At 65.6% G+C, this 23,020-nt stretch carries 20 protein-coding genes; 6 read left to right on the plus strand and 14 right to left on the minus strand.

Annotated features, from left to right (window positions below):
- Window positions 1-56: 56 nt before the first annotated feature.
- Together J2S97_RS19375 and J2S97_RS19380 are read left to right on the plus strand one after the other, a co-directional pair.
- Window positions 57-725, plus strand: coding sequence for a hypothetical protein (locus J2S97_RS19375; RefSeq protein ID WP_307051568.1), 669 nt, complete (start codon window positions 57-59; stop codon window positions 723-725).
- 74 nt (window positions 726-799) lie between these two features.
- Window positions 800-2,116, plus strand: a complete 1,317-nt coding sequence (locus J2S97_RS19380) for a cell division protein PerM (RefSeq protein ID WP_307051569.1) — start codon at window positions 800-802, stop codon at window positions 2,114-2,116.
- An 80-nt stretch (window positions 2,117-2,196) separates the two neighbouring features.
- On the opposite strand, the gene J2S97_RS19385 is transcribed toward J2S97_RS19380, so the two are convergent.
- On the minus strand, window positions 2,197-2,628 hold the full coding sequence (locus J2S97_RS19385) for a hypothetical protein (RefSeq protein ID WP_307051570.1): 432 nt from the start codon (window positions 2,626-2,628) through the stop codon (window positions 2,197-2,199).
- Between the two features lie 39 nt (window positions 2,629-2,667).
- Here J2S97_RS19385 and purN point away from each other — a divergent pair, with 39 nt between their 5' ends.
- Both purN and J2S97_RS19395 read left to right on the plus strand, forming a co-directional pair.
- Entirely contained in the window at window positions 2,668-3,231 is a 564-nt protein-coding gene (gene purN / locus J2S97_RS19390) for a phosphoribosylglycinamide formyltransferase (RefSeq protein WP_307051571.1), read from the plus strand.
- A gap of 474 nt (window positions 3,232-3,705) precedes the next feature.
- Window positions 3,706-4,314 carry a hypothetical protein gene (locus tag J2S97_RS19395; protein WP_307051572.1) on the plus strand — a complete coding sequence of 203 codons (609 nt, stop codon included), beginning with the start codon at window positions 3,706-3,708 and terminating at the stop codon, window positions 4,312-4,314.
- A gap of 82 nt (window positions 4,315-4,396) precedes the next feature.
- On the opposite strand, the gene J2S97_RS19400 is transcribed toward J2S97_RS19395, so the two are convergent.
- Entirely contained in the window at window positions 4,397-5,749 is a 1,353-nt protein-coding gene (locus J2S97_RS19400) for an MFS transporter (protein WP_307051573.1), read from the minus strand.
- Window positions 5,750-5,921: 172 nt separating this feature from the next.
- On the opposite strand from J2S97_RS19400, the gene purH reads away from it, so the two are divergent.
- Window positions 5,922-7,607, plus strand: coding sequence for a bifunctional phosphoribosylaminoimidazolecarboxamide formyltransferase/IMP cyclohydrolase (gene purH, locus J2S97_RS19405; protein ID WP_307051574.1), 1,686 nt, complete (start codon window positions 5,922-5,924; stop codon window positions 7,605-7,607).
- Window positions 7,608-7,729: 122 nt separating this feature from the next.
- On the opposite strand, the gene J2S97_RS19410 is transcribed toward purH, so the two are convergent.
- Window positions 7,730-7,867 carry a hypothetical protein gene (locus J2S97_RS19410; RefSeq protein WP_307051575.1) on the minus strand — a complete coding sequence of 46 codons (138 nt, stop codon included), beginning with the start codon at window positions 7,865-7,867 and terminating at the stop codon, window positions 7,730-7,732.
- 25 nt (window positions 7,868-7,892) lie between these two features.
- The gene (locus J2S97_RS19415; protein ID WP_307051576.1) at window positions 7,893-8,864 is read right to left on the minus strand and encodes a trypsin-like serine peptidase; all 972 of its coding nucleotides are present in this window, start codon (window positions 8,862-8,864) and stop codon (window positions 7,893-7,895) included.
- 283 nt (window positions 8,865-9,147) lie between these two features.
- On the opposite strand from J2S97_RS19415, the gene J2S97_RS19420 reads away from it, so the two are divergent.
- Window positions 9,148-11,370: an NADP-dependent isocitrate dehydrogenase gene (locus J2S97_RS19420; protein ID WP_307051577.1), complete on the plus strand. Its 2,223-nt coding sequence runs from the start codon at window positions 9,148-9,150 to the stop codon at window positions 11,368-11,370.
- Window positions 11,371-11,430: 60 nt separating this feature from the next.
- Here the strand turns inward: J2S97_RS19420 and J2S97_RS19425 are convergent, their stop codons facing one another.
- The 10 genes from J2S97_RS19425 to mmsB form a co-directional block, all read right to left on the minus strand.
- Window positions 11,431-12,051, minus strand: coding sequence for an SRPBCC family protein (locus J2S97_RS19425; RefSeq protein ID WP_307051578.1), 621 nt, complete (start codon window positions 12,049-12,051; stop codon window positions 11,431-11,433).
- Between the two features lie 157 nt (window positions 12,052-12,208).
- Window positions 12,209-12,724: a mucin-associated surface protein gene (locus J2S97_RS19430; protein WP_307051579.1), complete on the minus strand. Its 516-nt coding sequence runs from the start codon at window positions 12,722-12,724 to the stop codon at window positions 12,209-12,211.
- A complete protein-coding gene (locus tag J2S97_RS19435) occupies window positions 12,721-13,932 on the minus strand; it encodes a serine/threonine-protein kinase (RefSeq protein ID WP_373460601.1) in 1,212 nt (403 codons plus the stop codon). Before J2S97_RS19435 ends, J2S97_RS19430 begins: the two co-directional genes overlap by 4 nt.
- A 239-nt stretch (window positions 13,933-14,171) precedes the next feature.
- The gene (locus J2S97_RS19440) at window positions 14,172-15,758 is read right to left on the minus strand and encodes a beta strand repeat-containing protein (protein WP_307051581.1); all 1,587 of its coding nucleotides are present in this window, start codon (window positions 15,756-15,758) and stop codon (window positions 14,172-14,174) included.
- A gap of 83 nt (window positions 15,759-15,841) precedes the next feature.
- Complete coding sequence (locus tag J2S97_RS19445) at window positions 15,842-16,840, minus strand: hypothetical protein (protein WP_307051582.1); 999 nt, start codon at window positions 16,838-16,840, stop codon at window positions 15,842-15,844.
- A gap of 132 nt (window positions 16,841-16,972) precedes the next feature.
- Window positions 16,973-18,043: a Gfo/Idh/MocA family protein gene (locus J2S97_RS19450; RefSeq protein WP_307051583.1), complete on the minus strand. Its 1,071-nt coding sequence runs from the start codon at window positions 18,041-18,043 to the stop codon at window positions 16,973-16,975.
- 154 nt (window positions 18,044-18,197) lie between these two features.
- Window positions 18,198-18,905, minus strand: a complete 708-nt coding sequence (locus tag J2S97_RS19455; RefSeq protein ID WP_307051584.1) for an ABC transporter ATP-binding protein — start codon at window positions 18,903-18,905, stop codon at window positions 18,198-18,200.
- 2 nt (window positions 18,906-18,907) lie between these two features.
- Window positions 18,908-20,365, minus strand: a complete 1,458-nt coding sequence (locus J2S97_RS19460; protein ID WP_307051585.1) for an ABC transporter permease — start codon at window positions 20,363-20,365, stop codon at window positions 18,908-18,910.
- A 215-nt stretch (window positions 20,366-20,580) separates the two neighbouring features.
- Window positions 20,581-21,678, minus strand: a complete 1,098-nt coding sequence (locus tag J2S97_RS19465; protein ID WP_307051586.1) for a substrate-binding domain-containing protein — start codon at window positions 21,676-21,678, stop codon at window positions 20,581-20,583.
- Window positions 21,679-21,728: 50 nt separating this feature from the next.
- The gene (gene mmsB, locus J2S97_RS19470; RefSeq protein WP_307051587.1) at window positions 21,729-23,000 is read right to left on the minus strand and encodes a multiple monosaccharide ABC transporter permease; all 1,272 of its coding nucleotides are present in this window, start codon (window positions 22,998-23,000) and stop codon (window positions 21,729-21,731) included.
- Window positions 23,001-23,020: the final 20 nt, after the last annotated feature.

Here is a 23,020-nt window from a genome sequence, read left to right on the forward strand (position 1 = left end):
CATGGGGACTTCTGCCCAGCGACAGAACCGCCCCATTCTGCTGAACTTGCAGGACCATGCGCCCTGTAACCGTGATTCTCCGAACCCTCGTGGCCGCCGCCGTGCTGCTGTCCGCCGCCGGCTGCAGCGTGGCCGTCCCCGCCGGCAAGGCCCCCGCCCTGGGGGCGCTGCGAATGAGCGACGAGACGGCCGAAGACGAGGCCGGGGTGGGGGACCCGCCGTCGGACGCTGCTTCCCAGGCGGCGGTGCCGCCGCCGGCCACCTCCAAGGCCAATTCCCGTCCGCTCAACCGGGCCGAGCAGCTCCTGCCCAAGGTGAACGCACAGCCGTGGGCCGCGCCGCTGCCCGTGGTGGTGCAGTCGGCCAGCAAGGACATGCAGTGCTCCATCGACGCGGACGGCGCGGCCTGCCACCTGCTCAGTGACGTCGCGCCCCGCCCCGGCGATATCAAGGGCCAGTGCACCGGACACAGCGAGTACTACGGCGGCTATGCGGTGGTGACGCTCGACGGCGGCGCCCAGTACGGACTGTGCGGCAACGGAACGTCCCCCATGGAGGCCGAGGAAGTGGCCGGGCCGGCGTTCCCGGGGCCGTGGATCCAGGACGGCCAGACGGTGCGGCTGGGAAACATGGTGTGCGAACGGGCGACGGCCGCCATGACCTGCGCGCATCTGCGGACCGGGCACGGCTTCATGATCAGCAAGGACAACTACGAGCTCTGGTAACAGCTCTGGTAACTCCGCGGTTTGAGCCTGTCGCGGACGGGCCCCGGGCGCCTCCCGTGACACCATGGAACACGATGAAACTGCGCGCTGATCAGACCGGAGACCGTGGCATTCCCATGCCCTTGTGGCTGCAGGGAGCGCTTGAGTCAGCGCAGGCGGCGGTCATCTCCGCGCTGGTGGTGCTGGCACCCATCGTGGCAGTGTGGGCAACGGCCGGATTCCAGAACAACAACTTCGATGCACTGGCACGGCTCGGCGGCCAGGCCTGGCTCCTGATCCATGGCGTGCCGCTGGGCCTGACCACAGTGGCAGGGGAAGCTGCGGCGCAGTCCGAATCGGGCACGCTGTCCCTCATCCCGCTGGGACTCACCCTCATACCGTTCCTGCTGGCGTGGCGGGCCGGCCGGCGCCTGGCCCGCGCCTCCTACACGGACCAGCTCTGGCAGGCGCTGCTGGGTTCGTGGCTGGTTTACGGCGGGTTCGGCATGGCCACGGGGTTTGTGTGCCGCACGGACGACGTCGCCATCTTCCTGTGGTTCGCCGGGCTGGTGCCCCTGATTCCGTTCGGCCTGGGCATGGTGGTGGGCGCCCGGCGTGAAGCCGGATCCTGGAGCCGGCTGATCGGCGTCGACGCCGTGGACTGGATTGCCCGGACCAGCCAGCATTCCCGCTGGGCAGGGTCCTACCTGGGTTCCTCGATCAAGGCCGGGTTCGTGGCGCTGATGGCAGCGTTCAGCATGTCCGCGGCGCTTCTCGCCGTGGACCTGTTTATCCACTGGGACCTGGTGATCGCGGTCTATGAAGGGCTCGACGCCGGCGCCATGGGCGGTGCCGTGCTCACCATCGCGCAACTCGGCTTCATCCCCAACCTGGCCATCTTTGCGCTCGCCTGGACGTCCGGCTCCGGCTTCGCCCTGGGCGTCGGTTCGCAGGCGGGGCCGCTCGGAACCGCTGTCGGCCCGCTGCCATCCATCCCCGTGTTCGCCGCGCTGCCCTCCGGACCGCTGGATTACGGCTTCGTGGCGCTCGTGGTGCCGGTCCTCGCCGGTGCCCTGGCCGGCTGGTGGTTCCTGCGCGAAGGCGAAAACCACTTCGACGAATGGCTGTCCATCAAGGTCCGGGCCCGCTGGTTCACGGCATCGGCCTCAACCCTGGTCCTTGGCGCGATCATCGGCGCGTCAGCGGGACTGCTGGCCGGCGGCCTGGCCTGGGTGGCCCGCGGATCGGCCGGACTCGGCCGCCTCACGGACATCGGCCCGGACCCGCTGAGCACCTCGCTGTGGGTGGCCGCAGAGGTGGGCATCGGCGTCGTCATCGGCTACGCGGCGGGACCCTGGCTGGAACGCCAGCAGAAGCTGCGCGAAGCGGACCTGGAACCGTCGCAGCCCTGAGGGCCCCGCCGTCGGGCGCTACCTTCGGATGACCAGCCGGCCGATCAGCCGGCCGATCAGCCGGCCGATCAGCCGGCTGCTCAGCGGAGCTGGGTGGGGAGTGACTTCTCAAGCTGCGTCTGGCACTGGCTCGTGGCCTGCTGGGTGAGCGCATTGCGGGAGCACTGCTGGAATTCCTGGACCGGGTTGAAGAACGCGGCGGTGAACAGGACCAGCAGCACCATCACCGCCGAAACCACCAGCCCCGAAATGGTCCCGAAAAGCACCAGCTTGGATTCCTTCAGCCTGATGGCGCGGACCAGGACCACGATTCCGAGCACGATGCTCGCGGCCGTGAGGATGGCCGCCAGCCACAGGTACGCGACGTCCACCTGGTAGACGAAGAAGGAGCCCAGGACGGCAACAATGAAAATGCGGAACAGGTTGTGAGTCTTCGACAGTGACGCCTTCGCAGCATCGCTGAGGGGTTGCCGGGTCTGCTGGGGACTTGCGGGGTCCTTCGGGGGGTTCATGTTTTCCAGCCTACGCGAGCGGCCCCATAAGCTAGAGCCATGCGCATCGTTGTCCTCGTATCCGGTACCGGCTCCAACCTCCAGGCTGTCATCGACGCCGTCAAGGCGGGCGAGCTGGACGTGGAGATCGCCGCCGTCGGTGCGGACCGGCCGGGGACCTATGGTGTGGAACGTTCGGCGGCCGCCGGAATCCCGACGTTCGTGGTGGACTTCAAGGCCTACGCCGATCGTGCGGACTGGAACGCGGCGCTGACGGAAGCCGTGGCCGCGTATGAGCCCGACGTGGTGGTGTCCTCCGGCTTCATGCGGATCGTCAGCCCGGACTTCATCGACGCGTTCGAGGGCAAATACCTCAACACCCACCCCGCCCTGCTGCCCGCTTTCCCCGGAGCGCACGGCGTCCGCGATGCCATGGCCTACGGCGTCAAAGTCACCGGCTGCACGGTGCACTGGGCCGACGCCGGCGTGGACACCGGCCCCATCATCGCCCAGGAAGCTGTGGCCATCCGCGACGACGACACCGAGGACACCCTGCACGAACGCATCAAGGTGGTGGAGCGCAGGCTCCTGGTCTCGACCCTGGCGCAACTCGCCGCCGCGTGAGCTTCGCCTTCCCTTCCAGCCCAACTGACTCGCAATTAACGTCGTGAAACGCGGTTTTGACGACGTTAACTGCCAGTCAGTTGGGTGAAGCGGGGCTAACCTGTGGATAACTTCTGAGTCGGTGCTCCGGAATTGCAATCATGAGGAATGCGAGATCCGAGCCCACTGCCGTTCGGGCTGGGCGAAATGCCCTTCACTGTCTACGAAGCAGCCGACGCCGGCGTGAGCCCAGGGCGATTAAGGTATCGAATGCTGCGCGTCCCAAGCCGCGGCGTTCGCATCCCGAGTGATGCTGTGCCCTTGGAGCGCCTCGGCGTAGTCCGGCCCTACACGATCGTCACACCCTTTTCGGCCGCGTCCCATGCCACGGCCTTCACGCTGTGGGACTTTCCGGGGTTTCTCCCTGGTCAGGACGATGGTCGGATACATATCTCGCGGCCCGATGCCATGGCCATTCCGCGACGGAGAGGCGTAGTGGGGCATGTCGGACAGTTCTTCCCGGACGAAGTTGTCAGCCTGGATGGAGTGCTGATTACCAGCCGTGCGCGGACGTGGCTGGATTGCTCACGGAAGATGGGCATTGACGAACTGACCGTGGTTGCGGACCACCTCGTGAGGATTCCGCGGCCCGAATTCGAGGGGCGGACGGAGCCACATGCCACGCTGGAAGAGCTGGCGGACATGCTGGACCGGCATAAAGGAACCCCCGGCATTCGAAAGGCCCGGCTTGCCTTGGAACAGGCACGGGTGGGAGCCGATTCTGCACCGGAGACCCGGCTGCGGCTGGCGCTGGAAAGTGCCGGTCTGCCCGAGCCGGAACTGAACATGCCCACAGAGCTGCATGCCGGCGTCGTGCGTCAACCTGATCTGAGCTATCCGGAACACAAGGTGGCAGTGGAGTACGAAGGCGAGGGCCATTCCGATGCAGCGCAGATCGTCCGGGACATCGCCCGCGAGGAGGACTTCGCCTGGGCAGGATGGACCCTCGTCCGGATATCCAAACGCCACATGGAGAACGGAGCGAGGTCCGCCGTAGCGAAGGTCCGCGCAGCACTCCTCAGCCGCGGCTGGGTGCCCAAGTGACTGGCAGTTAATGTCGTGAAAAGCGCGAATGACGACGTTAACTGCGAGTCAGTTGGGAAGGGGAGAGGAAAGCGAAGCCCGCCTACGTCAGCGTCTGCTGCTTGGTCTCGGGGGAGAAGAACGCCATCCACAGCACCGACAGCAGGACCAGTCCGCCGGCCAGCGCGAAGGACGTCGCCAGGCCCAGCTGCGGCCACAGGACCGAGGCGAAGATCAACGGACCGAAGCCTGCCCCGAGCCGGGAGAACGTCGACGCCCAGCCGAAGCCCGTGCCGCGCAGGTCCGTGGGATACAGCTCGGAGACATAGGTGTACAGCACGGGGATGGCGACCTGCACGATGAACCCGAACACCAGCAGCCAGAACACGGCGGCGGACGGGATGTCCACTACGAACGCCACAATCACCAGGGTCACCGCGGACAGCGGTCCGGTGATCGCCAGGATCCACTTGCGGCCCACGCGCTCGACCAGCACTGCTGCCACCACCACGCCGAGGAGGCCGACGGCGGCCATGGATGCGGTGGTGAGGAAGGCCTTGTAGTCCTGGAAGCCGGCGCCGATCAGGATCCTCGGCATCCACGTCAGGGACAGGTAGTAGACCAGCAGGATACTGAAGAACAGGGACCAGGCGGCCGCCGTGATCTTCCAGTTGAACCGCCAGACGCGGACCAGCTGGAACCAGGCGCTGCCGGCGGAGAGGCGCGGCGCGTCCTGAGCGTCCGGGAGGCTGTAGGCGCGGGGCTCGGCACCCGTGGCCTTGACCAGGTCGTCAATGACTTTGGCCGCCTCGTCGCGGCGGCCCTTGCGGATGAGGAACAGCGGCGACTCCGGCACGCTGCGCCGCACCCAGAACACCAGCAGCGCCGGCAGCACCATCACCAGCATGGTCAGCCGCCAGTCGCCAAATACGGCCACCAGGCCCGCCGAAACGAAGCCGGCGAGGGCCGCACCCACGGGCCACCAGCCGTCCATCGCCGTGAGGACCTTGCCGCGCTGTTTCCGTGGCGTGAACTCACCCACCAGGGCATAGTCCACCGGGATGCACCCGCCCAGCCCGAATCCGGCCATGAAGCGGAACACGCAGAACCAGACGAAGTCGGGGGAGAAGGCACCCAGGACCGTGAACAGGGAGAAGATCAGCAGCGTGGCCGTGAAGGCCTTTTTGCGCCCGATCGTGTCCGCGATGGTGCCCCACACAAAGGCTCCGAGCGCCATGCCGATCAGGTTGGACGTCCCTACCCACGCAACTTCGCCGGGGGACAGCGCCCAGTGCGTGGACAGCAGCGGAATGAGGATCCCGTTCAGCGTCACGTCCCACGCATCGAACATGAAGCCCAGGCCGCCGATCAGGAAGATCCGCCCCTGGACTTTCCATCGCCACGGCAGTTCCTGGACCACTTGTTCGCCGCTGGGCACAGTGGTGTAAGTATTCATCTCGGCCTCCTGTGAAAACTCTACGTTGCACGGCGGGGTCCGTGCGCAGGCCTGCGCACCCTGCGCAGCCTTCACACTCGGGCGCGCAGGAAGGGCATCCCGCGGGACGCGATAAACTGGCCACATCCCCACCCAACCGCGGCACCCACCGTGTCAAAAGACGGAGACCTTTGTGAGCTTTACGCAGCTAGACCGTGTTCCCATCCGCCGAGCCCTGATCTCGGTCTACGACAAGACCGGTCTGGAGGAGCTCGCCAAGGGCCTGCACGAAGCAGGCGTCAAGATCGTTTCCACCGGCTCCACCGCCAAGAAGATCGCCGCCGCAGGCATCCCGGTGCAGGAAGTCGAGGAAGTCACAGGCTCCCCTGAGATGCTGGACGGCCGTGTCAAGACGCTCCACCCGCGCGTCCACGGCGGCATCCTGGCCGACCGCCGCGTCCCGGCCCACATGGAAACGCTGGCCGGCATGGAGATCGAGGCATTCGACCTCGTCGTCGTGAACCTGTACCCGTTCGTCGAGACCGTGAAGTCCGGTGCAGCGCAGGACGACGTCGTCGAGCAGATCGACATCGGAGGCCCCGCCATGGTGCGCTCCGCAGCGAAGAACCACGCCGCCGTCACCATCGTGGTGGACCCCACGTTCTACGGCAACGTTGTCCGCGCCGCCGCCGAGGGCGGCTTCGACCTGAAGACCCGCCAGCGCCTGGCTGCCAAGGCCTTCGCGCACACCGCCACCTACGACAACGCCGTGGCCACCTGGACCGCCAGCCAGTTCCTCGATGAGGACGGCGACGGCGTCATCGACTGGCCCGCCTACGCCGGCCTCGCGCTGGAACGCTCCGAGGTCCTCCGCTACGGCGAAAACCCGCACCAGCAGGCCGCACTGTACGTCGACAAGGCCGCTCCCGCGGGCATCGCCCAGGCCGACCAGATCCACGGCAAGGCGATGAGCTACAACAACTTCGTTGACGCTGACGCCGCCCTCCGCGCAGCCTTCGACTTCGCCGAGCCCGCCGTGGCCATCATCAAGCACGCCAACCCCTGCGGCGTGGCCGTCGGATCCGCGGATGCTGCCGACCCCATCGCCGATGCCCACGCCAAGGCGCACGCCTGCGACCCTGTCTCCGCGTTCGGCGGCGTCATCGCGGCCAACCGCACGGTCACCGCCGGCATGGCCAGCACCGTGGCCGGAATCTTCACCGAAGTGGTCATCGCACCCGGTTTCGAGCCGGAAGCCGTGGAGATCCTCTCCAAGAAGAAGAACATCCGCCTCCTGTCCCTGCCGGAGGGCTATGGCCGCTACCCTGCTGAAATCCGCCAGGTCTCGGGCGGCGTGCTCGTCCAGATCTCCGACAAGGTGGACGCCGACGGCGACAACCCCGCCAACTGGACCCTCGCCGCCGGCGAAGCCGCTGACGCCGCCACGCTGGCCGACCTGGCGTTCGCCTGGACGGCCTGCCGCGCCGCCAAGTCCAACGCCATCCTGCTGGCTTCCGACGGTGCCGCCGTCGGCATCGGCATGGGCCAGGTCAACCGGCTCGACTCCTGCAAGCTGGCCGTCGAGCGCGCCAACACGCTGGGCGTGACGGTGAGCTCGGATGTGGAGGGTGCCGGCGGTGCCACTAACGTCGGGACGACAGCAACAGGCGCCAGCACCGCCCCGCAGCGTGCCCGCGGCGCCGTCGCTGCCTCCGATGCGTTCTTCCCGTTCGCCGACGGGCTGCAGATCCTGATCGACGCCGGCGTCCGCGCCGTGGTCCAGCCCGGCGGTTCCGTCCGGGATGACGAGGTCATCGCCGCGGCCAACGCCGCGGGCATCACCATGTACTTCACGGGTGCGCGCCACTTCTTCCACTAGTCCCCACCGCCTCCCTAACCTCGCTGCGCTCGGCTAGGGAACCCGGGCGGCGTGGGCCCAGCTGCCACCCACGTACGACGGCGACCGAACCCGAAAAGGGGACGGTCGCCGTCGTCGTTAATTCAGTTACTCTGTTCAGCCCCGGTGTCGGGGTTCGATTCCGGCAACCGGACCTCCCGGGGTTTCGCTTCGGCCATCCGTTCCGGCGTCCAGTAGGCGATGATCTCCTCCGGGGCCCGGCTGATGCTGCTGTGGCTCACGCACTCATCGGCAGGCTCCGGGTTGTCAGTTCGCGGATGATGCACTTGAGTACGCCTGCTGGATGACGGAGCCCCAGTACGGACCGTACATGACCTCGGACCGGCTGCCGTAGCCGTAGCTGTTGACCGAGTTCTGGTAGCCGCTGGAGCCGGTGCCGATGAACCACGGACCGCCCGAGGAACCGCCGGTCATGTCGCACGGGATGCCCTGGGTCTGGTACTGCGGGCTGTACGGATCATTGCTTGCAGGCCCGGTGCAGCTCACCAGGGATGCGCCGTCGAACGGGGCGGCGGCGGGGTAACCGTAGGACTTGTAGGCCAGGCCGCGGGCAGCGTTGAACTGGACGCCCGATGCGCCCACGACGTCGGCCAGATTCTGGCCGTTGAGCTGGGAAACCACCGCGAATCCGGTGTCGTACTGCATGTCGCCGGCAGAGCTCCACTGGGTGGGCGTGTACAGGCCCTTGGCGGCCCACTTGCCGTACGGTGCGGCGCCGTCGAGGTACGCGGGGACGAAGATGAAGTTGGTGGCAAACGCGCCCGGTCCCTCATTGAGGCAGTGGCCGGCCGTGGACACGGTGTTCTTGTTGTTGGAAACCACAGAGTTGCCCGAGCAGACGTAGTTGCCGCCGCCCATGGTGAAGAAGACTTTGCCAATGTGGGACACCGGATTCTCGTCGGTGTGCAGCGGCGTCTTGCCCTTGCCGGCCTTGCCCGCGATCTTGGTGCTGGAACCCTTTTCCACTGCTGCGGCGGACGAAGCGTTGCCGCGCTGGAGGGCCTTGCTGGCCAGCACATCGCCGGGAACCGCTGTGCGCATGCGGTCGGCTGTCCAGTAGCTGGCGACATTCGTGCTGTCCACCGGCTGGCTGGCAACCTGCCCGCCGTCCTGGGCTGATGCGGGTGAGGCCATGGCCCCGCCGGCTGCGCAGACCGCAAGCAGTGCCGCGGCCGAGAGGCTCAAAAGGCTGGTGGCCAGAGTCTTCGATTTCGTCATGGTTGTCCTAACCAGTCGTGATGCGGCGGCCTCAGATGGTGGCCGCCGTTAGTGGTGGAGATGAACCTACCCAGCCATGACAAGTTTGTAAAGCAATACACGACTCTTGTATTGCAGATTTACAGACGGGGCTACCGGGTCCTCTGTCGGCAGTAGGCGGGGTCATGCTACGCGTCCCCATCGGCCCCGATGGGCGTCGACCCGCCCTACTCGGGTAAGTTAAGCATGTTGAAATAACGCCAGAGTTCCAGATGTATGTATACCTTCAGGAGACGCCCAAGCAATGGCCAAGATTATCTATACCCACACTGACGAAGCGCCCATGCTGGCCACCTACTCGTTCTTGCCGATTGTCGAGGCCTACGCGTCGACTGCCGGTGTGGAAGTGGAGACCCGCGACATCTCCCTCTCTGGCCGCATCATCTCCGTGTTCGGTGACTACCTCACCGAAGAGCAGCGGATCAGCGATGCCCTGGCCGAACTGGGCGACCTGGCGAAGAAGCCGGAAGCCAACATCATCAAGCTCCCCAACATCAGCGCGTCCATTCCGCAGCTGAAGGCGGCCATCGCCGAGCTCCAGGCCCAGGGCTACGACCTCCCGGACTACCCGGACAACCCCTCTTCCGACACCGAGACGGACATCCGCTCCCGCTACGACAAGATCAAGGGCTCGGCCGTCAACCCGGTCCTGCGCGAAGGCAACTCGGACCGCCGCGCGCCGCTGTCCGTGAAGAACTACGCCCGCCAGAACCCGCACTCCATGGGTGCATGGAGCCCGGAGTCGAAGACCAACGTGGCCACCATGGGCGCCGAGGACTTCCGCTCCAACGAGAAGTCCGTGGTCATCGAAGCTGACGACACCCTCAAGATCCAGCTCGTCAAGGAAGACGGCACCGTCAAGGTCCTGAAGCGCGGATTCCCCGTCCTGGCCGGCGAAGTGGTTGACGGCACCGTGATGCGCGCCGCTGCACTGGATGAATTCCTGGCCGCCCAGGTTGCCCGTGCCAAGGAAGAGGGTGTGCTCTTCTCCGCCCACCTCAAGGCCACCATGATGAAGGTCTCCGACCCCATCATCTTCGGCCACGTGGTCAAGGCCTACTTCGCCGAACTGTTCGACACCTACGGCGAGCAGCTCGCCGCCGCCGGCCTGAGCCCCAACAACGGCCTGGCATCCATCCTGGGCGGCCTCGAAGAGCTCCCCGAAGATGTCCGCGAAGGCGTACAGGCTGCCATCAAGAAGGGCCTGGAAGAAGGCCCCGCACTGGCGATGGTGGACTCTGACAAGGGCATCACCAACCTGCACGTTCCCAGCGACGTCATCGTTGACGCTTCGATGCCCGCCATGATCCGGTCCTCCGGCCACATGTGGGGCGCGGACGGCAACGAAGCTGACACGCTCGCGGTCCTCCCGGACAGCAGCTACGCCGGCATCTACCAGGTTGTCATCGACGACTGCCGCGCCAACGGCGCCTTCGACCCGACCACCATGGGCACCGTCCCGAACGTGGGCCTCATGGCACAGGCCGCAGAGGAATACGGCAGCCACGACAAGACCTTCGAAATCCAGTCCGCCGGCACCGTCCAGCTCGTGGACAGCAAGGGTGCCGTGCTGATCGAACACCAGGTGGCACCGGGCGACATCTGGCGCGCCTGCCAGGCAAAGGACGTGCCGATCCGTGACTGGGTCAAGCTGGCCGTCACCCGCGCCCGTGCCTCCGAAACTCCGGCCGTGTTCTGGCTGGACGAGGAGCGCTCACACGACGCCAACCTGATCACCAAGGTCAAGGAATACCTCAAGGAACACGACACCGAGGGCCTCCAGATCGAAATCATGTCCCCGGTGAAGGCCACCGCCTTCACACTGGAGCGCATCCGCAAGGGCGAGGACACCATCTCGGTGACCGGCAACGTCCTCCGCGACTACCTCACGGACCTGTTCCCCATCCTGGAACTGGGCACCAGCGCCAAGATGCTCTCTGTGGTCCCGCTGATCAACGGCGGCGGCCTCTTCGAAACCGGTGCAGGCGGGTCCGCCCCGAAGCACGTCCAGCAGCTGCTGAACGAAAACCACCTGCGCTGGGACAGCCTGGGTGAGTTCCTGGCCCTCGCAGTCAGCTTCGAGCACCTTGCCACCACCACGGGAAACAAGCGTGCCCAGGTCCTCGCCGACACCCTGGACCGCGCCACCGGCACGTTCCTGCTCGAGAACAAGTCCCCGCGCCGCAAGGTGGGGGAGCTGGACAACCGCGGAAGCCACTTCTACCTGACCAAGTACTGGGCCCAGGAACTGGCCAAGCAGACCGACGACGCCGAGCTGGCCGCCGATTTCGCCGCTGTCTCCGCAGCGCTGAGCTCCAACGAGGACACCATCGTGGCCGAGCTCCTCGCAGTCCAGGGCTCCCCGGTGGACATCGGCGGTTACTACCACCCGGATGTAGCCAAGGTTGCCTCGGTGATGCGTCCGTCCGCGAAGTTCACTGAAGTGCTGTCGGGCCTGGCCAAGTAGCCAGACCCGGAAAGCGCGAAAACGCCCTGCCTCCCATCTCGGGAGGCAGGACGTTTTTCGTCAGCGCTGAACGTGCTTGCCGAACGGCGGTTCGGTTGCCATGTCTGGGTCCGTATTCACGGGCCGCTCCGTGGGCTCCGCGTCGTAGCCGACTTCCTCCTCGAGGGGAACCGCGGTGGTGGCTGCAAGCGGAACGCCGCTACCGGCGGCCGTGCCGCCGCTGACCTCGCTGTCGCTGACGCGTTCGCGCCAGGCGCCGGTCTCCACTTCGCGTTCCTCAATGAACTTCTTGAAACGCTTGAGGTCCGAGGCCACCTGGTGCGAATCAAGCCCGACGGCGGCTCCGACCTTCTCCACCGCGGAATCCGGCTCCCACGCGAGTTCAACGCTCACCCTGGTTTCGGTCGGGTTGAGTGCTTCGAACCATACGGTCCCCGCATTGCGCGGCTCGTCCAGGCTTTCCCACGTGATGCGCTGGTCAGGCTGTTGAACGGTGATCCGGGCGTCATATTCCCGCTTGACGCCTGCGATGCTGGTTTTGAAGTGAACGGTGGTGTCGTCGAGTTGCCGGACCGAGTCCACACCGCTCATGAAGTGCGGAAAGTCCTCGAACTGGGTCCACTGGTTGTAGGCCTGGCTCAGCGGGACGTTCACATTAATGGATTCCTGGACAGTTGCCATGCGTACATCACTCCTTCAGCTGGCGGGCCGCTGGCCCGCGGTTCTGATCTCGTTGCGGGCTTCGTGGGCCCGTTTAACCAACCTAGCGATATTCAGGCCAAATAGTAAGTTTGCTGATGAACGTTCCTCTGGTCCGTTGTGGTCAAGCTGCGCCGGCTCAGTCGTCCTTGTCTTTGCCTTTTTCGCCCTTGCCCGGCCCGGAGCCTCCCTGGGCGGGCGCAGGAATCTGGACCTGTGACGGCGGCTCAGCAGCTTGGGAGGCCGCGGCAGCTGCGGCCGCCGCTTCTGCTGCAGCGGTTTCTGCGGCGGCCGCTTCTGCCGCCGCTGCAGCTTCGGCTTGAGCCTGCGCCGCTACCAAGTCGGCGCGGACTGCTTCGATTGCCTTCGTGATGCTCTGGTGGCGCTTGAAGGAAACGCCCCCGTCGGCCGCCGAGGCGTCAAGCTGCGCGACAAGCTCGTCCAAGGACTTCAGGGCTGCGACAGGATCATTGCCGGCAGCGGCCTCGGAAACATTCAGCACCTTGGCCTGCAGTTGTTGGGCGGCATCGTTTTGGAGGTCGGGGGCTGCGGCGCTGCAGCCGGCCAGGGTGACGGAAATCAGACCCGCCGCCAGAACAGTTCGCCAGCGGCTGACTGATGACCGGTCGGTGCGGGGCGTCGACGGTGAACTCACGGTTCCACGCTTTTCTGTAGTTGGTCGAGGTGCTCTCCCAAGGTGCCGGTGACCGTCGGGTATCGAACAGGAGACGGTGCTTCGGGTGTCTGGACGGACAGGAAGACCACAGCGGCGACTGCCAACGCGGCCAACACTGCCAGCGTGGCCGCCAGCCTGCCCCGTGTGCCCAACGAGCGAATGCGCAGGCCCATGCTGGTGCGTGCCGGGCTAGGCCCCGTGGAATTCACCGGAGCCGTTGTGCGCGGGCCTGTCTCCCAATCCCTAGTCCTGATGTTTTCGGGGACAGCAAGGGGCGGACGCGACGGGGGTGCGGGAAGTACCCGGGTGGGCTCCTCAGCCGTGGTGCCGGGCGCGGAGTCCGGAGAGACCAAAGCCTGCCGAAGGGCGGCCTCAAGATCAGCGGCCGTCGGACGATCCAGAGGGTTCAGTGCTGTCATCGAGGTGATGAGCCGGGACCACTCGGCGGGAACATTGCCGGGGATTTCCGGGGAACGGTGCAGGCGCGCCACGGCGGACTCAATGGCACCTCCGGGATACTCCACCGCGCCCTTAATGCATTCGAGCAATACGAGGCCAAGGGAATAGATGTCGCTGGCGGGACCAAGGTCGGTGCCGCGCGCCTGTTCCGGGCTCAGGTAGGCGGCAGTCCCCACCATGGTCCCGGTTGCGGTCAGCCGCGTGCCGTCGATGATCCTGGCGATCCCGAAATCCGTCAGTTTGGGACGCAGGGGTTCGCCCGGCCTTACCTGTACCAGCAGGATATTGGCCGGCTTGATGTCACGATGGATGATGCCCAGGTTATGGATATAGGCCAGGGCATCGGCCACGCCGGCTCCGATCACCGCCAGTTCATCCAGAGGCACGGGGCTGTGCCGGATCCGGGTCCGCAGGTCCTGTCCCTCAACGAGCTCCATGGTGAGGAACGGGCGCGGCTCTTCAGGCACACGGGAATCGATGCCCGCATCGAACAGCGTCACAAGGCTCGGGTGGTTCAGCGTGGCGAGGAGTTCGATCTCCGCCTCTTGGCGCTTGAGCTCGTCGGCGTCGGTGGATTGCGGGGCAAATAGCTTCAGTGCAACATCCCGGCCGAGGTTCTCGTCCCTGGCCGTGTAGACCGACGCCATGCCGCCGCGTCCGATGACCTCGCCGAGACGATAGCGGCCGCCTAGGACCTCCGCCGTATCACTGGGCGAACTCTCCACGATGTCCCCATCCTTTTCAGCGTTCCGTCGGAGCGCACTCCAAGAATGATACGGGGAGGGGCATGAGTTTTCATAAGGGTGCTTGGTAGTCCAATTGAAGGGATGCCTGTGTACCGGAATCACCGCGGGCAGCGGCCTGGCCCGGGAGGCCTTGAGGGGCTTCCCGGGCCGTTCCTGTGGATATTCCTAAAGCCTGGACGGACAGGACGCGAATAGGGACCGCCATCCTGTCCGTTGCCGGACTAGGCCTTCTTCCGCCGGTACAGCACCAGCATGATGGTCATGCCTGCCGCGAGGAGAAGCAGGGCCGCCGTCAACAGTTCAACGTTGGCCCCCGTGTTGGCGAGCATCTTTGCATCAGCCCCGGCCGAGGTGTTGGCGAGAGCCGCTGCGGAGGTGTTGGCGATAGCCGCTGCTGAGGTGTTGGCGTTCGTACCGGTCGGCGTTGCAGCCGTGGCATGCATGCCGGTTCCGGTAGCCGCGCCGCCGGGGTTGTTGATGCCTGGGACGATGCCGCCCGGCTCGACGCCCGTAGCGGGAGCACCCGGGTTGGTTGTACCCGGGACGGTCACACCAGGGACCGTGCCGCCGGGGACGGTTCCCCCGGTTGAAGGACCGCCGGTCGCCGGTCCGCCGATCCCCAGGTCAACACCGAGGTCGATCCCCAGGTCAATGCCAAGGTCGCCCGAGGTGTCGGTGCCCGTATCGGTTGATCCGCCAAAACCGAGGTCGACACCCAGATCTACAGCGGTCTCAGTGCCGTTGTTGGTGCCGGTGCCGAGTCCGAGGTCTACGACTGCTGCGACGTCGGCAGTGGTGTTGTCGGTACCCGTGGCGCCGCTCCCGTTGCCGAGGTTGACGTCTACGACGGCGGCGACGTCAGCGGTGGTGTTGTCGGTTCCGGCGGTGCCGTTGTTGGTGCCGACTCCGAGGTCTACGACGGCGGCGAGGTCAGCGGTAGTGGTGTTGTCGGTTCCTGTCGTTCCACCGTTGCCGAGGTTGAGGTCGACGATTGCGCCGAGGTCAGCCGTGGTGTTGTCGGTTCCGGCGGTGCCGTTGTTGATGCCGAGTCCGAGGTCTACGACGGCGGCTACGTCGGCGGTGGTGTTGTCGGTTCCGGCGGTGCCGTTGTTGGTTCCGAGTCCGAGGTCTACGACGGCGGCTACGTCGGCGGTGGTGTTGTCGGTTCCGGCGGTGCCGTTGTTGGTTCCGAGTCCGAGGTCTACGACTGCGGCGACGTCGGCGGTGGTGTTGTCGGTTCCTGTCGTTCCGCCGGTGCCGTTGTTGGTTCCGAGTCCCAGGTCTACGACGGCGGCTACGTCGGCGGTGGTTGTGTCAGGTCCTGTCGTTCCGCCACCACCGTTGCCGAGGTTGACGTCTACGACGGCAGCGACGTCGGCAGTGGTCGTATCCGATCCTGCCGTACCCACGCTGCCGTTGGCGAGGTTGACGTCCACGACGGCGGCTACGTCGGCGGTGGTCGTATCCGCTCCTGCCGTACCCACGCTGCCATTGCCGAGGTTGACGTCCACGACGGCAGCGACATCGGCAGCGGTCGTATCCGATCCTGCCGTACCCGCGCTGCCGTTGCCGAGATTGATGTCGACAACTGCGCCAAGATCGGCGGTGGTGTTTTCCGGCGTTGAGTCACCCAGTAGGCCCAACGACGAGTTTGCGGCAACAGCCGCTGAGACCGTGGCGGTAGTGCCGGATGTGAGACCATCCGTCCCGCTCGTTGTATCCGCTGCGCTGGCAGCGGTTGTGCCGAGGGCTAATAGCCCTCCGGCAAAGAGGGTGCTGAGCAGCCCTCTGCTGATATTTGCGTGCATTGTGATTTCTCCTGAAAGTTGTTGTTGGGCGCCCAAGGCAGCCCGAATGGCCGTTTTCCGCGCACAGGCGCAGAAGGGCCCAACTAGTCAGGAGATGAACCGGGGTCGAAAGACACCGGTGCGGGGGAACTTTGCAGGGGGCCGCTGACGGGGAATACACCAGTCAGGGGAACGTTCAGGTGGAAAGTTGATAGCCAGGCGGAGCCGCCGGGGCCGGCGCCTGACGACTGGCTGGTCCCCGAACCGGAGCCGGGAACAGCCGGAGGCTCATGAGGGACCGGAGCGCCGCCAGCGTTACCGGGGGATTCGAAGTTCCCAGCAGGCGAGGTGGAAGACCGCGCCGAGCCAAGGTTGGCGACCGGCAACGACACCGCGTGCTCGGACGTTACCGACGGCCCGGAACTAAGGAGGTCAGCGCCAAACCGCGCTCCCGGGGCCGGCCCGGCTCCGGTACCGCCGTCGAAAGCGGAAGAATCCGTAACAGCCGCAAGGCTGGGGGCCAGGGCTTCACTGCCCGGAATGGGAGGTGAGAGCGTATGCGTGCCCGGAAGCAGCTCGCCTACCGGTTCAAGAACGGGCTCTAGAACGGGCAGGGCCTCGCTCGCGGCGGGCAAAACGGTGTGGGCGGCTTCAGTCGCAATTGTGTCGGCGGCCGCGACCGCCGGTGCTGTGACCGTGCCGACGGTGCCGCTGGGCACAATTTGGTTCACCACCGGAACAGCTTCGATGAGGTAGTCCACGGTGCCGGTTGCCGCCCCGGTGAGAGGCTGAAGCAGACCCGCTGGTTCGGGGACCACTGGCCGGGTCGGAGGTGCCGCAACAGCAGGTGCGGCGACGCTAGGTGCCTGCACCGCCTCGGGACGGACAGCGTGCACCACGGAGGCCAGGGTGTCGTTGACGGGGGTAGCGGCAGTGCCGGCCACCGATGAAAGGGACGAGCTGATGCCGCCCAAGAGTGAACCTGGATCTGATGTCGAATCGGCGTTGGCGGCAGGTGCTGAAAGCGTCAGCCATGCCGTTGCTGCCGCGCCTGCAAGAAGCAGCGGACGGAGCGTGCGCCATGGAAAACGTGCTGATTCCATCCGCAACACACCCCGATGCTCCTCGAAAAATCGACGATTGCCTACAGCCTAGGCACGACCAAGAGCAGGAGTCCAGACCTTTCCGGCTTATAGTCCGGCGAATTGAGTATTTTCCGGCGGAGATCAATCCGGTCAGTGTGCATCATTCGGGTAGCTCACGCCGAGCTGGGCGCGCACGCCGTCGAACAGCCTCATGACATTCAGCGAATCCTCAAGCGGCATGACCGGGCTCTCCGTGAGTCCCTGCTGGACGCATCGGGTGACCTCGCGGAGCTCGTAGCTGTAGCCACGGCCCACCACGTCGAAGCGTTCGACCCTCGGGTCATCCATGCCGATTCTTACAAGCAGCTCCCTGGGGTTATTGATTGAGCCGATGGACTGCAAATACCCCAGGTTTCCAGCGACGGTGGCAGTTCGCGGACCGTAGGCAGTGAGCGACGACGTCAGCTGGGCCTGGGCTCCATGGTGGTATCCGAGTGTCAACGCGTTCTGGGCATCCACGCCGTCGTCGTTCACGGTGCCGGTGGCACTAACGGACTGGGGCAGGCCCAACGTTCCCAGCGCCCACAACAGCGGGTAAACGGTCAGGTCAAGCAGTGCGCCGCCGCCGTCCTTAAGGGCCCAGATACGTGCGGTGGGGGAGTAGACCGCCGGGAAGCCGAGATCCGCGGTGACCCACTGGACAGCTCCGAGTTCCCCGGACGCGGCGATATCGAACGCACGCTGCATGCTGGGCAGGAACCGGCTCCACATGGCTTCCATCAGGAAGAGCTTCCTGGAACGGGCAAGGGCCACGAGCTCGGCAGCTTCCCGCGCGTTGATGGTCAGGGCCTTTTCGCACAGCACGTGCTTGCCTGCTTTGAGTGCCGCCAGTGCAACTTCGTAGTGCTGGGCGTGTGGAGTGGCCACATAGACAACGTCCACGGAGCTGTCCGCCAACAGCCGCTGGTAGCCTGTGCCGATGGAGTCGTCACCGTACGATTTGGCAAAACCGTACTTGGCCGCGAACGCATCAGCCGTAGCCTGGGTCCTGGAGCTGACCGCGTAGAGTTCCGCATCGGCGAGATGGGCGAGGTCCTGCACCACTAACTGGGCAATGCCGCCTGTTGCTACTACTCCCCACCGCAGCGTGCGTCCTGTGGCGGAACGGGGATCCTGGTCGGACTGGCTGAACAGCCACGGCTGCGCGATGGGGGCACTCATTGTGCCATCCTCTCACTCAGCTGGGAGAGCGTTCAGGAAATACGCGCAGGTACTGAGAGAGCGTCCGAATATTTCATGCAAGAAGTGAGAGAGCGTCGGTTCAAAGGCAGCAGGAGCTGAGAGAGGGTTCCTTCGACCCTCCCTCAGCCGCCGCTTACGAAGAGGCGGCCGCTCCGACACTGGCACGAGCCGGCTCTTCGACAAGGCGCCCCTGCTGCAGCCGGAACCGGCGGTCCGTCTTGTTGGCGAGCGAGCGGTCGTGCGTAACCACCAGGATGGTGGTGTTGTGGTCGTGGCTCAGCGAACTGAGGAGCTCGATGATGTGCTCGCCGGTCTGCTCATCCAGGTTGCCCGTGGGCTCGTCAGCGAGGATGAGCTTGGGCTCGTTGGCCAGTGCCCGGGCAATCGCCACACGCTGCTGCTCCCCGCCGGACAGGCGGTTGATGCGGCGCACGTGCTTCTCCGGATCCAGCTGCACTTGCTCCAGCAGTTCCTTGGCCCGTGCAAGCCGCGCGGCCTTCCGGATCCCGGCGAACTCCATCGGCAGCATCACGTTGTCCACCGCCGACAGGTTGGGGATCAGGTTGAACTGCTGGAACACGAAGCCGATGTCGCGGCGCCGGTATTCGGTCAGCTTGCCGTCCGGCATGCTGGCCAGGCTGACGCCGTTGACGACGACGTCTCCGCTGGTGGGCTTGTCCAGCGCTCCCAGCAGGGACAGCAGGGTGCTCTTGCCGCTGCCGCTCTTGCCCACGATGGAGGCGAGCGTGCCCTGTTCGAGTTCGAAGCTGACGTCGTTGACGGGTTTGATGGTGCGGTCGCCGGACTTGAAGGTGCGGACGAGGTTCTTGACTTCGATCATGGCTACTCTCCTCGGAGGACTTCGATGGGGCGGATGCGGGCGGTAAGAAGTGCGGGGACAAGTGCTCCGATGATGGCGACGCCGAACACTGCTGCGATGCCGGCGGCGATCACACCGGGCGAGGCGCTCGCGGTGACGGTGGTCAGCAGCTGGGACGCTCCGCCGAACGGCCCCCCAGAGGGAAGACCAGCGCCGCCGGGGAAACCGGCCGCCCCGCCGGGCATGCCGCGCCCGGTGGTCGCCGCCGTCGTACTGCTGTTGGAGCTGATCAGCGCGGAGGCGATGCCACCGCTGGCGAAGGAAGCGACGGCGGCACCCACCACGCTGCCGAGCGCCACCAGGACCAGCGCCTCAAGGACGAACTGGAATCCGATGGTGCGGTTGGGGGCGCCGATCGCCTTGAGCACTCCGATTTCACGGCGGCGCTCGCGGACCAGCATCACCATGATCAGGAGAATGATCAGGCCGGCCGTGCCCAGCGCCGCAACGAACGCGATGAACGAGATGTTCTTGACGCTGTCCAGCGAGCTGACGGCCGTCTCGAGGTTCTGGCCCTGAGTGACGTCAGCCTTGTCGGTGCCGAGCGCGGACTGCAGGGCGGTCTTGGTGGAATCGACGTTTTCCAGGGTGTCGACGGTGACGATCATGGTGGACAGCTCACCGGGCAGTTCGGCCAGCGTCTGGGCGGAGGAAAGCGTGATGTACAGGGCGTTGTTGCCGAACGTGGTGCCAGCGTCGAACAGGCCGGCCACGGTGTAGGTCTTGTCGTTGATGGTGAATGTGGAGCCCACCTTCAGCCCGTTCTTTTCGGCGAGGGTGGTGCCCAGGAGCGCGTTGGTGGATTCTGCGGTGTAGTCGCCCAGGCCGGTGCCTTCCGTGATCTCGAGGGCCTTGCCGGTGCTGTCCACCTCAGCGCCGATGCCCGTCGCCGTGATCGGGAGGCTGCGGACGGGCTGGGTGGCAGCGGTGCTGCCGGTGGTTCCTTCAGCGGCCTGGTTGCGGCCGCCGAGCGTTCCGGCGTCGACGGCGGCGGTGAGGCTGGTGGTCAGCGTGGTGGTGGTCTGCCCGCCCGGTCCGCCCTGGCCGCCACCGGGACCGGCTGCCTGGGTTCCGGCTCCTTGGGTTCCGGCGGCGGACTGTGCGGCGGCTTCGGTGGCATTGCGCAGACGCAGCGCCTTGGTGCCGACGACGGAGCTTACGTTGGGTACTGCGGCAGCGGTTGCGGCCTGCTCTGCCGTGAGCGGCTCGCCGCCGCCCTCGAAGCCCTGGCCGCCGGCCGGGTTGACGGTCAGTACGGTACCCACCGATGCGTTCAGTTCGGTGACTTTGGCGGCCACCGCCTGGTTGGCTACCAGCATGGACAGGGCCAGGCTGATCGCCACGGCCAACACCGCCACCACGGCCCCGGTTCGGACCTTGTTTCTGAAGGCATTGCCTACACTTCGGGCGAGGACGCTCACGGTACTCCTAGGATCTCGTGCCGGACGGGATGACCGGCTTGCTGATCCCACAGTGGCGGGCGCGGCTGTGCGGAGGACGGGCCGAAGCTATGTTTGCGCTGTGAAGGTCCGGCGGTGCGGTCCGGGGAGAATGCGAAGGGCCCCGGTCCCACCCTGTCGGGTGGGCCGGGGCCCTTGGCTTGCAGGCGCCGAAACGCGGCCTATGCAGTGATCGACTACTTGGTGATCGGGCCGAGGACCGGATCGTCGACGTAGGCCGTCTTGACGTTCTCCTTGGTCACGATGACCGGCTCGAGCAGGTAGGCCGGAACGGTCTTGACCGTGTTGTTGTAGGACTTGTCATCGTTGATCTCAGGCGTCTTGCCGGCCTGGATGTCCTTGACCATGGTGATCGCGTGCTCAACGAGCTTGCGGGTGTCCTTGTTGATGGTGGAGTACTGCTCGCCGGCCATGATCGACTTGACGGACTCAACCTCGGAGTCCTGGCCGGTGATGACCGGAAGCGGCTTGCCAGCAGCCTTGACGGACGTCAGGACTGCACGCGCCAGGGTGTCGTTCGGGGACAGGACGCCGTCCAGGGAAGCGGTGCCGTAGCTGCCGGTCAGCAGGGTGTCGGCCCGACGCTGGGCGTTCTCCGCCTTCCAGCCCTGGGTAACGGCCTGCCCGAACGAAGTCTGGCCGGACACTACCTTCAGCGTCCCGTCGTCGATCTTCGGCTGGAGGATGCTCATGGCGCCGTCGAAGAAGACCTTCGCGTTGGCGTCATCCGGAGAACCGGCGAACAGTTCGATGTTGTACGGGCCGGAAGGCTTCTTGGCCTTCATGCCGTCCAGCAGCGCCTGGCCCTGGAGTTCACCCACCTTGAAGTTGTCGTAGGCCACGTAGTAATCCACGTTCTCGGTGTTAAGGAGCAGGCGGTCGTAGGCGATGATGGTGGCGCCGGAGTCCTTGGCCTGCTTGAGCTGGGTACCCAGCTGGGCGCCGTCGATGGCACCCACGATGATGACCTTTGCACCCTTGGTGACCATGGCGCTGATCTGGTTCTGCTGCTCGGAGACGCCGCCGTTGGCGAACTGCACGTCGGCCTTGAAGCCGGCTCCGTTCAGGCCGTCGTTGAACAGCTTCTCGGCCAGCACCCAGTTTTCACTGGTCTTCTGGGGGAGCGCGACGCCGATCGAGGAGTTCTGGGGGAATGCCTCGCCGCCCGTGCCACCACCCGTGGTGCCGGTTTCGGAGCGGCCGCAGGCTGTCAGCGCCAGTGCCGCAATAGCAGCGATTGCTGCTGCCTTTCCTGCTTTACCAATCATTTGCATTGCTTGGTTCACTTTCTATAGATGGTGTGCGGAGAATCGTGGGGAAGCGCTCAGGCTTCCTTGCGGATGACGTCCTTCGTGGCTGTGGTCTCGTCCGGCTGCAGTTCCGAGCTCTTGCCCCCGAAGTTCTTCATCATCATGCCGATGATCGACTTCTTGCCCTGCGTCTTGTTGTAGACGTCGAAGGCAACGGCGATCAGCAGGACCAGGCCCTTGATGATCTGCGTGAGGTCGGCCCCAACGCCCAGGAGCTGCAGGCCGTTGTTCAGTACAGCCATGACCAGGCCACCAACGATCGAGCCGATCACGGTGCCCACGCCACCGGTCACGGCGGCGCCGCCGATGAACACAGCCGCGATGGCGTCCAGTTCCCAGCCGACGCCGTCGAACGGGCCGGAGGCGGTGGAGCGGCCAACGAAGATCATGCCGGCCAGGCCGGCCAGGATCGACATGTTCATCATCACCAGGAAGTTGACCTTCTTGGACTGGACGCCTGAGAGCTCGGCGGCGTGCCGGTTGCCGCCGACAGCGTAGATGTGGCGGCCGACGATGGTCTTGGAGGAGATGAAGCCGTAGATGATGACCAGGACGGCCAGGATCAGGCCCGGGATGGGGAACGACGTGCCCGGGCGGCCGGTGGCGAACAGGTACGTGGCGTACAGGATGGCGCCGCAGATCAGGACCAGCTTGAGGATCATCACCCAGGCTTCGGGGACTTCGGCACCCAGCGCGATGGCCCGGCGACGGGAACGGACTTCGCTGAAGATCACGAAGGCCACGGCCAGCAGGCCCAGGAGCAGGGTGAGGTTGTTGTACCCGGTGCTGGGTCCCACCTCGGGGAGGTAGCCGGATCCGAGGTACTGGAAGTCATTGGGGACCGGGATGGTGTTGGACTTGCCGACGAACTGGTTGAACCCGCGGAAGAGCAGCATGCCGGCTAGGGTCACGATGAAGGCAGGGATGCCCACGTAGGCAGTCCAGAACCCTTGCCAGGCCCCGATCAGCGCCCCAAGGGCCAGGCCCAGCAGGACACCCACGTACCAGGGGATGCCCCAGTCACGGATCGCCAGGGCCACGGTGACGCCGACGAAGGCCGCGACGGAGCCGACGGACAGGTCGATGTGGCCGGCAATGATCACCAGGACCATGCCGATGGCCAGGATCAGGATGTAGGAGTTGCCGTTGAAGAGGTTGATGACGTTGCCCGGGGTAAGCGTGCGGCCCTCAGTGAAAATCTGGAAAAAGACGATCAGTGCAACCAGGGCGAAGATCATGCCGAATTGGCGGGTGTTGCCGCCAAAGAGCTTCTTGAGCGCGTTCATTGTTTCGGTCCTTGTGTCTG

It is taken from the genome of Arthrobacter oryzae (assembly GCF_030812315.1).
GTDB lineage: Bacteria > Actinomycetota > Actinomycetes > Actinomycetales > Micrococcaceae > Arthrobacter > Arthrobacter oryzae_B.